Raw genomic sequence first — 12,355 nt, 5'->3', positions numbered from 1 at the left:
GAACTATTGTTTTAGGTCAAGCTCATGGCGAAACGAATGCAGGTTATCCTCAATCAAAAAGTCAGCAAATTAGGTGAAAATGGCGATGTGGTGGAAGTGGCCCCCGGTTATGCGCGCAATTACCTTATCCCCCAAGGTGTGGCCGTTTTAGCCACCAAGGGTGCGATGAAACAGGCAGAATTTAGGAAAGAAAAAGAGCGTCAACGTCTCCTGGCCGAAAAACAAGAAGCGGAAACCAGAAAAACTGCGATCGAAAAACTCAGTCCCTACAGCATCCCTAAACAGGTGGGTGAAAACGAGGCCATTTTCGGTACTGTCACCAGTCAAGATGTGGCTACGGTTATTCTAGAAAATGCTAAATTAGAAATCGATCGCCGTGGTATTACCGTCCCCGATATCGGTCAATTGGGAGTCTATAAAGTACAAGTCAAACTCCATCCCGAAGTTAGTGCCGATATCGAAATTAAAGTAATTGCACAATAACAATTGTCGGGGCATAGTTATCAGTAATCAGTGAAAATTTATCAGAGCGATTAACTAGCTGATGGCTGATAGCTAATAGCCATTCACATCTCAAAAATTATGACTCATTCCACGGACATAAAAACCCTAGCGCGCTGGATGGCGGCGGATTTTAGTAATCAAGAACAAGCTTTTGCTAATCCGCCTTTTTTTGCCCATATTCGCGTGTGTATGCGTCCTTTGCCCGATGAATTACTGAAGGGAACCAGTTTATTTTTAGAGCAGGCCTACGATTTTATGCTCAATACCCCCTATCGTTTGCGAGTATTTAAATTATCGGTAGTCGATGACCATATTGAACTAGAAAACTTTAAAGTTAAAGAGGAAGCTAACTTTTTTGGTGCCTCTAGAGAACCCCAGCGTCTCAAAAATCTCAGCTTAGAACTATTAGAACCGATGCCGGGTTGTGATATGAATGTAACTTGGACGGGTAACAGTTTTAAAGGGGTGGTGAAACCGGGGAAACAATGTTTAGTCTTTCGCAAAGATAAAATGACTTATTTAGATAATAGTTTTGAAATTAGTGAACAGGGATTAATTAGCGTTGATCGCGGTTTAGATACCGAAACCGATCAATTAGTCTGGGGTTCGATCGCTGGTCCCTTTGAGTTTGTGCGTCGCGCCAGTTTTGCCGAGGAAGTGTGAGAAAAATTCTTGGTTTTTAGCTATGAAAATCGCCACATGGAATGTCAACTCGATTCGCAGCCGACAAGAGCAGGTAATTAATTGGTTACAACTCAATCCCGTTGAGGTTTTATGCTTGCAAGAAACCAAGGTAATCGATCGAGATTTTCCCAGAGAAGCTTTTGAATCTTTGGGTTATCATCTCTATATTTCTGGACAAAAAGCCTATAATGGTGTAGCGATTTTTAGCCAGAAACCCATGGACGATATCACCGTGGGATTTAGTCCAATTATCGGCGAAAATTTAACGGGAGAACTGGACGAACAGAAACGGTTAATTACTGGAGTAATCGGAGATATTCGGATTATTAATCTCTACGTTCCTAATGGTTCTTCTCTAGAAAGTGACAAGTATATTTATAAGCTTAAATGGTTAGAAACTCTCAGGAAATATCTAGATAAAATAATTAATTCTCAACCCCAAGAATTATGTATCTGTGGGGATTTTAATATTGCCTTAGAAGATAAAGATATTTATGATCCCAAAGGCAAAGAAAATCATATTATGTCTTCAGCTAAAGAAAGAGAAGCTTTAGAAAAGGTCTTAGAAATTGGTTTACAAGATGCCTTTAGAAAATTCACCTCGGCAGCAGGACATTATAGTTGGTGGGATTATCGCAGCGGTGGTTTTGCTCGTAACCGAGGTTGGCGAATCGATCATCTTTATTTAACTCCTCAGCTATACGAAAAAGCCGTTAATTGTCTGATCGATCGAGAACCCAGAAAACAAGAAAAACCTAGCGATCATACCCCTGTTATTCTGGAAATATCAAGCAAAAATAGCTAAAGTATCAACCTAGACTTTGCACAGCCAGAATTTTCCTCTCTTAGCTTCCCTAACTAGGGACTTTCACCTGGGTGTATCTCAATTTTGTAGAAATATCTATATTACATTTTGGGCGCACGCGATGCGCCCCTACCATGGGCGCAATAATATTATTGTAGGGGCGAATTGCACGCCCTCTTTTAATAACTGCTGCTGCTCACCTATAGGTGAGAGAAAGTCACCAATATGAGATGCAGCCCTTTCAGCTTGAGGATTTATTCGGTAACGAGAAAATGCTATGATTCGGGTTGAATTTACCAAGTTTATTAATTATGCGTTCTCCCCAATTAATTGTTCTATTGCTCGGTTTATCCCTTCTCCCCAGCATCTCCCCCGCTTTTGTCCATGCTAATCCCTCGATAGTGCCAGTGAAACAATCGAGTAGTAGCGATTGGGGACAAAAAATCAGCGAAGCGGAAATTAAAGCAATGATTGAAGACATTAAAACCGCTATTAAAGATAAAAATATCGCCCTAATACTCAAACACTATGCCCCATTTATTTCCTCGCAATTGACCATTAAAACCAATGCTAGTACCGAAATTTTTGAGTTAGATGGCATCACGGAACATAAAAGATTTTTAGAGGAATCCTACAAAAATATTAAAAGTATGGAGGTTCTTTCTGAGAATTGGGATGTGGATATTCTTGCTAATGACGAGATGGCGATAATCACTCGCGAGCGGGTAGTCAATATTACCAACACCGAGGGTGATAACTATATAGTGGCATCGACAGCGGTGGCTAAAGTAGCTCCCATCGACGGCAAATTGAGGATATTTTCCATTCAAGAAACCGCCGAAGTGGGACGCAGACCAAAAAAATAATTAGTTTCTCCGGTTGGGACTGGCCCAACCCGACTCCCGGCGTCTCCGTCCCTCGATAAAACCGTCATCGTAGTCCCTGGAATTGCGCGGATTATCATAGCGAGCAAAGTTAAACCCGTCCTCTAGTCCGCGCTGAAATTCTTGCTCTGGTGGTACAAATCGATAACGTTGTCTATTATCCTGTACCACCCGGTTGATTAACAGGGCCCCCGCTCCAATACCAACGGCCTCACCAAAGGTTAAAGACCTAGCATAATTGATGTTAATTGTCAAGAAAGTTGTTGTTAAAATTAAGGCTTTTCCCCAATGTTGACCCATAAAATCCTCCTTCAAAAAATCAGGTTGACAACAAAACCAGTACAGATACCGACTCCCCAAAATGAAAACTTTGTACCTCACCATTACGATAAATGAGATCAAGAAGTTTTAGAAGAATGGGAGTGAAAGCGAATCCCCAAGAAGACATCGTAGAGGAAACTCCAGAAATTCTTACCTTGCAGTAGGCCTAAAGACTGTTCACAATCTTTTGCGTCTAAAAGCGGTTTAGTGGCATAGTATGCTGGTTGGTATTTGTACCAGGGAATCGACGGCCAGAGATGATGCACGAGATGATAATTCTGCCCTAAAATCAGCAGGTTTAAGAGGGTACTGGGGTAAACGCGGGCATTTTTCCAACGATTACGCTCTTGGAAAGGACGATGGGGGAGATAATCAAAAAATAAACCGAGGGCAATTCCCACCACTAAAGCGGGAACAAACCAAAAATTCATCACATAGCTGATAAAACCGTATTGACAGGCGACGACGACTATGGTAGCCACAAAAAGACGACTGAGGAACCATTCCAGCAGTTCGTATTTTCGCCAGAGTTGCCGCTTAAAAAAGAAGATTTCGTGATAAAAAAATCTGGCCGCAATCATCCACAACGGTCCACCAGTAGAGACAAAATGATCCGGATCATTTTCGGGATCGTTAACGTGAGCGTGGTGCTGTAAATGGACTCTAGTGAAGACCGGAAAGGCAAAACCGAGCATTAAAGCACTGCCATGACCTAAAATAGCATTAAATACCCGATTCCTATGGGCAGAATTATGAGAGGCATCGTGGATAACTGTCCCCGATAAATGTAAAGCGAGGACATTAGCACTAAAACAAATCCAGTCGGGCCAGGACCATAGCCAATAGCCACAGGTAGATAGGGTTATTAGGCTCAAGGCACTGAAAAACATGGTAACGTTTGGGTTGAAGCCCCCCGGTGCTTTTAAATACTCTTTGGGGACTGTCAGCAACATCTCGGCCGACTGCATTATGGGTGTTGCTCCTTATTGTGTTCGCTTTACTGGCGTAAATTATCATACTACGCCTTTTTCATAAAGTTTTGTAACATTATCTTAATTAATCTAAGCTCTGAAGAAAGTAAGGATTTGTTATATGGTTCCCGAAGGAAAAGCGAGGCTACAAGAGAAAATCACGGGCGCTTAACGCCAGTTTCGCACTTAAACGATTAAAAAATTCGGCTAGAGACTCGGCTTGAGAGGGGGCGATCGCCTGTTTCCCCAGCATCACCGATTCTACCCTATCCCGATCGCCGAAAATATCGATAAGACACTCCCTATCGAATTCATGCAGTAAAGATTCTAACGTAGCGGTAGGATTTGTTCGGGCGATCGGATAATGTTTGCGCTCGTATTCTTCCACTAATAACACCAGTAAATCGAATAATAGTCCTTCGTCATTGATTAACTCCCGTGACATCATCCCTTCAATTATGCTTAAAAATCGCTCGTATTCTTGCGAGTTATTAAATCGAACCCCAGAAAAGCGCATCGCCCTGAATCCCCAATCAAGTAATCAATAGCTAGATGAAGTATAAGAAATACAAATAACAAAATCCTTGACAAAATGATTGGGATTGTCAGCAACCCCAATCACATAGGATTGGGCATTCTACTGGTTAACTTCATCAAAAATTGATGAGTATCAAAATAATGCTCGACAGACTCAAGTTTCAACTCCTCTGTGACTTTTGCCAGGCTAAGTCCAACAATTTCAACTGTTTCTCCCGTGGGTTGATGTGTTTGATAGTTACCCTTAAAAGTTCCCCAATGTCTCCATTTAAAGACGACGTTGGGAGGACCTGCCACAACTTCGATCAACTCCCAGTGAAAACCATCTGGGAAAGCAGCGTGGAAGAGATTGTAAGAAGATTCAAAGGTTTCATTAGAAGAACTGTATTGATCTGAATCTCCAAGAAATAGGTTATATGTTCCTTGCTCTACAATATCTTCAGCAGTATATTCTTTGCCTCCATTAGTACTCATGCGGAATTTACCTTCCACCACAGAAAGCCACTGTTGAGGATTAGTCTTAAATGTTGCCTCCATTTCAAAAGTTTTCACCAGATTATGTGCGATCTGATTTAGAGATTTTTCGGCGTGATTAAATTTTCGTTCCTTTTCCAGATATCTATTGGTGTGCGAATAATCTGGACGATCTCCATAGCGCCATTGAATTTCATCAGCCTTGTTAATAACTTCTTCGCGATCTTGTACCCAAAGTGGCAAATTTTGGTCTTCACTCATCATTAAATTACCTCTTGACTATGATGCCGATTGGCTTACTCTAAGCAGACTCCTTTGAGTCAAGTATTCAGCACCAACAACAAACGTTTCCATCATCATTTATAGCTCTAATCTTCTGCCCCGACTCAATCAGTAACAAATCTTAGCTAACCGCTCGAATGTAAATCCCCGTGTATTTAAAGAAATCGCCTCGAACATCGTTTTTTCAGGTTTCTCGCTCGGTTCGGGGACGATTTCCGAGTCATCCAAAACAGTCACCCGTATCATCTTACCTTCCTATCGAGAAGAATATCGGGGGGAACGCTCACCTGACCGTATCGAGTAATCAATAGCTAGATGAAGTATAAGAAATATAAATAACAAAATCCTTGACAAAATGACAGGTATTGTCAGCAAATTCAATTCAGAATATGCCCCTTAAACAATCCCTTGACCAACCCCTCACCCTCGCACCAGTTGCGATCGCAATCGCCCGATTTACCGATTTATCCCCCGCAACTATCAAGGAATTACAAAGACAGCAGCACAATTAAAGCTTTTAACCGCAAAGGGTGGGGAATTAGGTAAATTTCCGACCATCTCCCCACCCCAAGCGCGATTAACGACGTTTAGCGAGGCGACGCACCACTAAACCACCCCCTAGTACCCCTAATCCGATAATACCAGAAGGTTCGGGAGTGGACACCGGCGGCTGACTTTGGCTGAATACCTGTACGCGACCGTTGTTCGTATCAGCCACATAGATATTACCACCGCCATCGACGGCAATACCGACGGGGCTAGCGAACTGACCGTCCCCCAAACCGAAGCTACCGAAAGTGGACTGGAAGACACCACTGGAGTTGAATACCTGTACCCGATCGTTGCCAGCATCAGCCACATAGATATTACCACCGCCATCGACGGCAATACCGACGGGGCTAAAGAACTCACCGTCCCCCAAACCGTTGCTACCGAAAGTGGACTGGAAGACACCACTGGAGTTGAATATCTGTACGCGATTGTTGTTAGTATCAGTTACATAGATATTACCACCGCCATCGACAGCGATACCGTTGGGGAACCTGAACTGACCGTTCCCCGTACCGTTGCTACCGAAAGCGGACTGGAAGACACCACTGGAGTTGAATACCTGTACGCGACTGTTGAACGTATCAGCCACATAGATATTACCACCGCTACCGACGGCGATACCGAAGGGGGAGCTGAACTGACCGTTCCCCGTACCGAAGCTACCGAAAGCGGACTGGAAGACACCACTAGGGTTGAATACCTGTACGCGACTGTTGAACGTATCAGCCACATAGATATTACCACCGCTACCGACGGCGATACCGAGGGGGCTAGCGAACTGACCGTCCCCCGTACCGTTGCTACCGAAAGTGGACTGGAAGACACCACTGGAGTTGAATATCTGTACGCGACTGTTGCCAGCATCAGCCACATAGATATTACCACCGCTACCGACGGCGATACCTCTGGGGTTAGCGAACTGACCGTTCCCCGTACCGTTGCTACCGAAAGCGAAGGAAAAAGTGGCTGTGGCTGCAGTGGCACTGGTGGCGATACTAATACATCCGATCGCAGTGGCCGTGACTAAAGAAAAGGATTTCAGCAGAGCCTTTGATAAGCTCTGCTTCTCCCCCCCCCCATGATTGATAAGTTTGGCTAATGACATAAAACTTCATACAATTTAACTCATTGTAAGCTACCCCTTCCTCTAGTAATTGTCAAGAAATTTCTGGTTAAGATGTGATAAATTTGCCGATAATGTATTCTGCGCTACGATTCTCTTCGGCAATAGTTACGGAGGATGTGAACACCAGCGATCGAGGGTATCCTAGGAGAAACGGAAAGTAATCTCTGAAGATGTTTGATAATATTTGTAAATTTATTGCCGAAAACTTCTCCGATGATTTAGCCACTTGGTTATTAGGTTCTCCCCTCTCCTTAACCGTCCTTGACCCGACGGAATTACAATTAGACCCCATTCGCGCTGATTCTCTGATTTTGTTGCAGTCAGAGCAATTAATTCTCCATACCGAATTTCAAACCGACCCTAACTCCCAGATTCCTTTCCGAATGCTTGATTATCGCATTCGCGTCTATCGTCGTCATCCCCAAAAACAAATGCGTCAAGTGGTAATTTATCTGCGACGCAGTGATTCTCCCCTAGTGAAAGAAAATACCTTCCGTCTGGGGGAAACCTTTCATTCCTTCCAAGTCATCCGTCTTTGGGAAGAAAAGACACCACAATTTTTCCATCATCCCAGTTTATTACCCTTTGCTGTCCTCTGTCCCGTTCTCTAGAAACTATCTCCCAAAAACAGGTACAAAGCAATCTCGCTGCCGCCACCAGTATTCTCGCCGGGTTAGTATTAAATCGAGAGACGATTAAAAAAATTCTTCGGAGTGACATTATGAGAGAATCCGTCATCTATCAAGATATTTTAGAGGAAGGCGAGGAAAAAGGACTACAAAAAGGATTGCAAGAAGGTAAAGAAGAAAAAGCTCGACAAATTGCCCTAAAAATGCTATCTGCTGGTTTTTCTATCCCAGAAATCGCCCGATTTACCGATTTATCCCCCGACGCGATCGAGGAATTACAATCGAGAGACGATTAAAAAAATCCTTCGGAGTGACATTATGAGAGAATCCGTCATCTATCAAGATATTTTAGAGGAAGGCAGAGAGGAAGGCAGAGAGCAAGGGGAATTATCCGCTAAATTAAACTCCATTCCCCGTTTATCGGTCTTAGGACTAAGTGTAGAACAAATTGCCCAAGCTTTAGACTTAGAAATTGAACAAGTACAACAAGTCATTGAGGGACAAAATTGAGTGAAAACGGACAGTATTTTCTATCGTCTCTTTCAGACTTTTCCTGAAAGTTTCTTTGATTTGCTAAATCTTCCCCCAGAAACCGTCAATCATTATCAATTTTCCTCCCTAGAAGTTAAACAACTAGCTTTTCGTTTAGATGGGGTCTTTCTTCCCGATAACCTGAATGACCCGATTTACTTTGTCGAGGTACAATTTCAAAAAGATGAACGGTTTTACTCGCGCTTTTTTAGTGAAATATTTCTCTATTTTCATCAGAGTGAGAGTAATAACAATTGGCAAGGGGTAATCATTTATCCTTATCCAGAAATTGAAAACAGTCCCAAATCTCGTTATCAAGAATTCTTTGCGTCAGGTCGGGTTAACTGTTATTATCTGAATCAGTTAGATGAGGGGGATTCTCTGGGGGTAAAAGTGTTACAATTAATTGTCGAATCGGAACCAAACACCTTAGCACAAGGAAAAGAACTGATTCAACAGGTTAGACAACAATTCCAGGAGTCTTTAAAAAGACGGGACATTCTAGAATTAATCGAGACAATTCTCATTTATAAATTGCCGAAAATGAATCGTCAGGAGATAGAAGCTATGTTTAGTTTAAGTGATTTAAGAGAAACTAAAGTCTATCAAGAAGCTTTAGAGGAAGGTAGAGAGGAAGGTAGAGAGGAAGGTAGAGAAGAAGGAGAATTATCCGCTAAATTAAACTCTATTCCCCGTTTATCGGTCTTAGGACTAAGTGTAGAACAAATTGCCCAAGCTTTAGACTTAGAAATTGAACAAGTACAAGAAGTCATTGAGGGACAAAATTGAGTGAAAACGGACAGTATTTTCTATCGTCTCTTTCAGACTTTTCCTGAAAGTTTCTTTGATTTGCTGAATCTTCCCCCCGAAACCGTCAATCATTATCAATTTTCCTCCCTAGAAGTTAAACAACTAGCTTTTCGTTTAGATGGGGTCTTTCTTCCCGATAACCTGAATGACCCGATTTACTTTGTCGAGGTACAATTTCAAAAAGATGAACGGTTTTACTCGCGCTTTTTTAGTGAAATATTTCTCTATTTTCATCAGAGTGAGAGTAATAACAATTGGCAAGGGGTAATCATTTATCCTTATCCAGAAATTGAAAACAGTCCCAAATCTCGTTATCAAGAATTCTTTGCGTCAGGTCGGGTTAACTGTTATTATCTGAATCAGTTAGATGAGGGGGATTCTCTGGGGGTAAAAGTGTTACAATTAATTGTCGAATCGGAACCAAACACCTTAGCACAAGGAAAAGAACTGATTCAACAGGTTAGACAACAATTCCAGGAGTCTTTAAAAAGACGGGACATTCTAGAATTAATCGAGACAATTCTCATTTATAAATTGCCGAAAATGAATCGTAAGGAGATAGAAGCTATGTTTAGTTTAAGTGATTTAAGAGAAACTAAAGTCTATCAAGAAGCTTTAGAGGAAGGTAGAGAGGAAGGTAGAGAAGAAGGAGAATTATCCGCTAAATTAAACTCCATTCCCCGTTTATCGGTCTTAGGACTAAGTGTAGAACAAATTGCCCAAGCTTTAGACTTAGAAATTGAACAAGTACAACAAGTCATTGAGGGACAAAATTGAGTGAAAACGGACAGTATTTTCTATCGTCTCTTTCAGACTTTTCCGGAAAGTTTCTTTGATTTGCTGAATCTTCCCCCGGAAACCGTCAATCATTATCAATTTTCCTCCCTAGAAGTTAAACAACTCGCTTTTCGTTTAGATGGGGTCTTTCTTCCCGATAACCTGAATGAACCGATTTACTTTGTTGAGGTACAATTTCAAAAAGATGAACGGTTTTACTCGCGCTTTTTTAGTGAAATATTTCTCTATTTTCATCAGAGTGAGAGTAATAACAATTGGCAAGGGGTGATTATTTACCCTTATCCAGAAATTGAAAACAGTCCCAAATCTCGTTATCAAGAATTCTTTGCGTCAGGTCGGGTTAACTGTTATTATCTGAATCAGTTAGATGAGGGGGATTCTCTAGGGGTAAAAGTGTTACAATTAATTGTCGAATCGGAACCAAACACCTTAGCACAAGGAAAAGAACTGATTCAACAAGTTAGACAACAATTCCAGGAGTCTTTAAAAAGACGGGACATTCTAGAATTAATTGAGACAATTCTCATTTATAAATTGCCGAAAATGAATCGTAAGGAGATAGAAGCTATGTTTAGTTTAAGTGATTTAAGAGAAACTAAAGTCTATCAAGAAGCTTTAGAGGAAGGTATTGAACAAGGTATTGAACGAGGTATTGAACGAGGTATTGAACGAGGTATTGAACGAGGCCGACAAGAGGGAGAATTATCCGCTAAATTAAACTCCATTCCCCGTTTATCGGTCTTAGGACTAAGTGTAGAACAAATTGCCCAAGCTTTAGACTTAGAAATTGAACAAGTACAACAAGTCATTGAGGGACAAAATTGAGTGAAAACGGACAGTATTTTCTATCGTCTCTTTCAGACTTTTCCTGAAAGTTTCTTTGATTTGCTCAATCTTCCCCCGAAACCGTCAATCATTATCAATTTTCCTCCCTAGAAGTTAAACAACTAGCTTTTCGTTTAGATGGGGTCTTTCTTCCCGATAACCTGAATGACCCGATTTACTTTGTCGAGGTACAATTTCAAAAAGATGAACGGTTTTACTCGCGCTTTTTTAGTGAAATATTTCTCTATTTTCATCAGAGTGAGAGTAATAACAATTGGCAAGGGGTGATAATTTATCCTCATCCAGAAATTGAAAACAGTCCCAAATCTCGTTATCAAGAATTCTTTCAGTCAGGCCGGGTTAACTGTTATTATCTGAATCAGTTAGATGAGGGGGATTCTCTGGGGGTAAAAGTGTTACAATTAATTGTCGAATCGGAAGCAAACGCCTTAAACCAAGGAAAAGAACTGATTCAACAGGTTAGACAACAATTCCAGGAGTCTTTAAAAAGACGGGACATTCTAGAATTAATCGAGACAATTCTCATTTATAAATTGCCAAAATTAAACCGTAAGGAGATAGAAGCCATGTTTAGTTTAAGTGATTTAAGAGAAACTAAAGTCTATCAAGAAGCTTTAGAGGAAGGTAGAGAAGAAGGAGAATTATCCGCTAAATTAAACTCTATTCCCCGTTTATCGGTCTTAGGACTAAGTGTAGAACAAATTGCCCAAGCTTTAGACTTAGAAATTGAACAAGTACAAGAAGTCATTGAGGGACAAAATTGAGTGAAAACGGACAGTATTTTCTATCGTCTCTTTCAGACTTTTCCTGAAAGTTTCTTTGATTTGCTGAATCTTCCCCCCGAAACCGTCAATCATTATCAATTTTCCTCCCTAGAAGTTAAACAACTAGCTTTTCGTTTAGATGGGGTCTTTCTTCCCGATAACCTGAATGAACCGATTTACTTTGTTGAGGTACAATTTCAAAAAGATGAACGGTTTTACTCGCGCTTTTTTAGTGAAATATTTCTCTATTTTCATCAGAGTGAGAGTAATAACAATTGGCAAGGGGTGATTATTTACCCTTATCCAGAAATTGAAAACAGTCCCAAATCTCGTTATCAAGAATTCTTTGCGTCAGGTCGGGTTAACTGTTATTATCTGAATCAGTTAGATGAGGGGGATTCTCTAGGGGTAAAAGTGTTACAATTAATTGTCGAATCGGAACCAAACACCTTAGCACAAGGAAAAGAACTGATTCAACAAGTTAGACAACAATTCCAGGAGTCTTTAAAAAGACGGGACATTCTAGAATTAATTGAGACAATTCTCATTTATAAATTGCCGAAAATGAATCGTAAGGAGATAGAAGCTATGTTTAGTTTAAGTGATTTAAGAGAAACTAAAGTCTATCAAGAAGCTTTAGAGGAAGGTAGAGAGGAAGGAGAATTATCCGCTAAAAAAAGCCTAATTTTGCGTCAGCTAAATTTAAAACTAGGTTCTATTCCTTTAAAGATAGAACAAAAAATTAAACAGTTAAATCCTAATCAATTGGATAATTTAGCTCTTGCTTTATTGGAATTTTCGGATTTGGAAGATTTGCGCCAATGGTTAAATTCTTGA

15 protein-coding genes and 2 pseudogenes are annotated in these 12,355 nt (G+C 40.9%); 12 read left to right on the top strand and 5 right to left on the bottom strand.

Annotation, left to right across the window (positions count from 1 at the left end):
• The first annotated feature begins 24 nt into the window (after nt 1–24).
• The 4 genes from rplI to GQR42_RS22690 all read left to right on the top strand — a co-directional run bounded on the left by rplI (nt 25) and on the right by GQR42_RS22690 (nt 2,859).
• Entirely contained in the window at nt 25–483 is a 459-nt protein-coding gene (gene rplI, locus GQR42_RS22705; RefSeq protein WP_158201717.1) for a 50S ribosomal protein L9, read from the top strand.
• A 99-nt stretch (nt 484–582) separates the two neighbouring features.
• Nucleotides 583–1,167 (top strand): chromophore lyase CpcT/CpeT, encoded by a 585-nt coding sequence (locus tag GQR42_RS22700; protein WP_158201716.1) that lies wholly within the window; start codon nt 583–585, stop codon nt 1,165–1,167.
• Between the two features lie 22 nt (nt 1,168–1,189).
• Nucleotides 1,190–1,993 carry an exodeoxyribonuclease III gene (gene xth, locus GQR42_RS22695; protein ID WP_158201715.1) on the top strand — a complete coding sequence of 268 codons (804 nt, stop codon included), beginning with the start codon at nt 1,190–1,192 and terminating at the stop codon, nt 1,991–1,993.
• 311 nt (nt 1,994–2,304) lie between these two features.
• On the top strand, nt 2,305–2,859 hold the full coding sequence (locus GQR42_RS22690; protein ID WP_158202553.1) for a hypothetical protein: 555 nt from the start codon (nt 2,305–2,307) through the stop codon (nt 2,857–2,859).
• On the opposite strand, the gene GQR42_RS22685 is transcribed toward GQR42_RS22690, so the two are convergent.
• From GQR42_RS22685 to GQR42_RS22670, 4 genes are all read right to left on the bottom strand, one after another.
• Nucleotides 2,860–3,177, bottom strand: a complete 318-nt coding sequence (locus GQR42_RS22685) for a hypothetical protein (RefSeq protein ID WP_158201714.1) — start codon at nt 3,175–3,177, stop codon at nt 2,860–2,862. It abuts the gene before it with no gap.
• Nucleotides 3,178–3,275: 98 nt separating this feature from the next.
• The gene (crtR, locus tag GQR42_RS22680; RefSeq protein WP_158201713.1) at nt 3,276–4,166 is read right to left on the bottom strand and encodes a beta-carotene hydroxylase; all 891 of its coding nucleotides are present in this window, start codon (nt 4,164–4,166) and stop codon (nt 3,276–3,278) included.
• A 148-nt stretch (nt 4,167–4,314) separates the two neighbouring features.
• Nucleotides 4,315–4,686, bottom strand: a complete 372-nt coding sequence (locus tag GQR42_RS22675; RefSeq protein WP_158201712.1) for a transcriptional regulator — start codon at nt 4,684–4,686, stop codon at nt 4,315–4,317.
• 101 nt (nt 4,687–4,787) lie between these two features.
• Nucleotides 4,788–5,441 carry an ester cyclase gene (locus tag GQR42_RS22670; RefSeq protein WP_158202552.1) on the bottom strand — a complete coding sequence of 218 codons (654 nt, stop codon included), beginning with the start codon at nt 5,439–5,441 and terminating at the stop codon, nt 4,788–4,790.
• Nucleotides 5,442–5,851: 410 nt separating this feature from the next.
• On the opposite strand from GQR42_RS22670, the gene GQR42_RS29645 reads away from it, so the two are divergent.
• Entirely contained in the window at nt 5,852–5,974 is a 123-nt protein-coding gene (locus GQR42_RS29645; RefSeq protein ID WP_257792601.1) for a hypothetical protein, read from the top strand.
• Nucleotides 5,975–6,039: 65 nt separating this feature from the next.
• Here the strand turns inward: GQR42_RS29645 and GQR42_RS22665 are convergent, their stop codons facing one another.
• A complete protein-coding gene (locus GQR42_RS22665; RefSeq protein WP_158201711.1) occupies nt 6,040–7,119 on the bottom strand; it encodes a 6-bladed beta-propeller in 1,080 nt (359 codons plus the stop codon).
• 191 nt (nt 7,120–7,310) lie between these two features.
• Here GQR42_RS22665 and GQR42_RS22660 point away from each other — a divergent pair.
• The 7 genes and pseudogenes from GQR42_RS22660 (at nt 7,311) to GQR42_RS22630 (ending at nt 12,355) form a co-directional block, all read left to right on the top strand.
• Nucleotides 7,311–8,065: pseudogene (locus tag GQR42_RS22660) on the top strand (Rpn family recombination-promoting nuclease/putative transposase).
• A 22-nt stretch (nt 8,066–8,087) separates the two neighbouring features.
• The gene (locus GQR42_RS22655; RefSeq protein ID WP_158199643.1) at nt 8,088–8,279 is read left to right on the top strand and encodes an aspartate aminotransferase; all 192 of its coding nucleotides are present in this window, start codon (nt 8,088–8,090) and stop codon (nt 8,277–8,279) included.
• Nucleotides 8,280–9,089 (top strand): Rpn family recombination-promoting nuclease/putative transposase, encoded by an 810-nt coding sequence (locus tag GQR42_RS22650; RefSeq protein ID WP_158201710.1) that lies wholly within the window; start codon nt 8,280–8,282, stop codon nt 9,087–9,089.
• The gene (locus GQR42_RS22645) at nt 9,090–9,887 is read left to right on the top strand and encodes an Rpn family recombination-promoting nuclease/putative transposase (protein ID WP_158201709.1); all 798 of its coding nucleotides are present in this window, start codon (nt 9,090–9,092) and stop codon (nt 9,885–9,887) included.
• The gene (locus GQR42_RS22640; protein ID WP_158201708.1) at nt 9,888–10,733 is read left to right on the top strand and encodes an Rpn family recombination-promoting nuclease/putative transposase; all 846 of its coding nucleotides are present in this window, start codon (nt 9,888–9,890) and stop codon (nt 10,731–10,733) included. It abuts the gene before it with no gap.
• Nucleotides 10,734–11,518 (top strand): annotated as a pseudogene (locus GQR42_RS22635) (Rpn family recombination-promoting nuclease/putative transposase).
• Nucleotides 11,519–12,355: an Rpn family recombination-promoting nuclease/putative transposase gene (locus tag GQR42_RS22630; RefSeq protein ID WP_158201707.1), complete on the top strand. Its 837-nt coding sequence runs from the start codon at nt 11,519–11,521 to the stop codon at nt 12,353–12,355. It abuts the pseudogene before it with no gap.

Source organism: Microcystis aeruginosa FD4 (assembly GCF_009792235.1).
Taxonomy (GTDB): Bacteria; Cyanobacteriota; Cyanobacteriia; order Cyanobacteriales; family Microcystaceae; genus Microcystis; species Microcystis viridis.
This window is presented reverse-complemented; position numbering and strand designations above follow the sequence as displayed.

Excerpts from the sequence above, each read along its gene's own strand:
- crtR (WP_158201713.1), bottom strand. The coding sequence starts at position 4,166 with ATGCAGTCGGCCGAGATGTTGCTGACAGTCCCCAAAGAGTATTTAAAA.
- rplI (WP_158201717.1), top strand. The coding sequence starts at position 25 with ATGGCGAAACGAATGCAGGTTATCCTCAATCAAAAAGTCAGCAAATTA.
- GQR42_RS22685 (WP_158201714.1), bottom strand. The coding sequence starts at position 3,177 with ATGGGTCAACATTGGGGAAAAGCCTTAATTTTAACAACAACTTTCTTG.
- GQR42_RS22700 (WP_158201716.1), top strand. The coding sequence starts at position 583 with ATGACTCATTCCACGGACATAAAAACCCTAGCGCGCTGGATGGCGGCG.
- GQR42_RS22665 (WP_158201711.1), bottom strand. The coding sequence starts at position 7,119 with ATGTCATTAGCCAAACTTATCAATCATGGGGGGGGGGAGAAGCAGAGC.
- GQR42_RS22675 (WP_158201712.1), bottom strand. The coding sequence starts at position 4,686 with ATGCGCTTTTCTGGGGTTCGATTTAATAACTCGCAAGAATACGAGCGA.
- GQR42_RS22670 (WP_158202552.1), bottom strand. The coding sequence starts at position 5,441 with ATGAGTGAAGACCAAAATTTGCCACTTTGGGTACAAGATCGCGAAGAA.
- xth (WP_158201715.1), top strand. The coding sequence starts at position 1,190 with ATGAAAATCGCCACATGGAATGTCAACTCGATTCGCAGCCGACAAGAG.
- GQR42_RS22655 (WP_158199643.1), top strand. The coding sequence starts at position 8,088 with ATGAGAGAATCCGTCATCTATCAAGATATTTTAGAGGAAGGCAGAGAG.
- GQR42_RS22690 (WP_158202553.1), top strand. The coding sequence starts at position 2,305 with ATGCGTTCTCCCCAATTAATTGTTCTATTGCTCGGTTTATCCCTTCTC.
- GQR42_RS29645 (WP_257792601.1), top strand. The coding sequence starts at position 5,852 with ATGCCCCTTAAACAATCCCTTGACCAACCCCTCACCCTCGCACCAGTT.